At 41.7% G+C, this 975-nt stretch carries 2 protein-coding genes; both read right to left on the bottom strand.

Going from position 1 to position 975, the window contains the following annotated elements; translation table 11 throughout:
* Positions 1-372: 372 nt before the first annotated feature.
* Positions 373-798 carry a hypothetical protein gene (locus tag ELS82_RS27250; protein WP_229617581.1) on the bottom strand — a complete coding sequence of 142 codons (426 nt, stop codon included), beginning with the start codon at positions 796-798 and terminating at the stop codon, positions 373-375.
* Positions 799-860: 62 nt separating this feature from the next.
* On the bottom strand, positions 861-975 hold a 115-nt coding region (locus tag ELS82_RS25325), incomplete at its 5' end, for an IS3 family transposase (protein WP_134837804.1).

The raw sequence follows: 975 nt of genomic DNA, 5'->3' as shown, positions 1-975 counted from the left end.
GCAACTGCCAAGCTGAAATGTTGCTTGGTTATGAACCTAAAAGCGACTTTGAGCCAGTAAAATGAAAAGCCGACCGCCACGACCTGACAATGAAGCAACCCGCGAACATTGGCATGTTTTACGGGCAGAGAGATTCAAGAATTTAGGCCGACAATACGGATTTGCTGAGTCTACTAGGGACGAAATGCCAGAGGGACAAAGAACTAGAGCCTAAAACCTTTAAGCCTTTGAATTTCAAGTAAACATAACGCCGCGTTAAGTGGTGAGCAACGCTGACCACCGAACCTAAAGCATTGTGCCGTAAACACTAAAGTTGAATCAAACCGAAAATGCCAAGCGTTGGGAATCCGTCTTAAACGCTTTGTTATATCACTAGTTTTCAGCGCGCTGACTACTCAACTTTGCTGCAAATTCGATAAAACAGTAAACACACAAAGCAGATACAATGATAAAGCCTATCATCGCAGTTATTGAAAAGTAGCCGATCAGAAATATGAAAGCCGACACCAGACACCCAAAGCTACCGATGGTAATTCGGTTAACCCAAGGTTCATTAAGAGCCTCATCGCATACTTCAACGGATGCATCCAGTTCATACATATACACATGAGCAAAAGCAAAAGTCGTGAAAACCGGCAAACAAATTGAAAAACACAATGTGGCAAGTTGGAGCAAAACTGAGTTTTCTAAGCTGGCACCTCCACTAAAGAGAGCTAAGAAGTATGCTGCACATAAACCACTCAAAGCTGAGTACAACCACTTTAACTGAGTATATTTATGATTTTGACTTGTCGTCATAAATGAATCCTGTTTAACATCATTGTGATTAGTGTACCCCACGAAAAGTGGACACAACATAACTACACACTTTCGAACTCGGCTGGACTCACATAGCCCAACGCTGAGTGCTTTCTATTTCGATTGTAATAGATCTCAATATATTCGAAGATCCCCATTCGAGCTTCTTCTATATCT

Source organism: Vibrio ouci (assembly GCF_004551525.1).
Taxonomy (GTDB): domain Bacteria; phylum Pseudomonadota; class Gammaproteobacteria; order Enterobacterales; family Vibrionaceae; genus Vibrio; species Vibrio ouci.
Note: the sequence above shows the minus strand (reverse complement) of the source record. Positions and strands in the feature narration are given on the sequence as shown.

Excerpts from the sequence above, each read along its gene's own strand:
- ELS82_RS27250 (WP_229617581.1), bottom strand. The coding sequence starts at position 798 with ATGACGACAAGTCAAAATCATAAATATACTCAGTTAAAGTGGTTGTAC.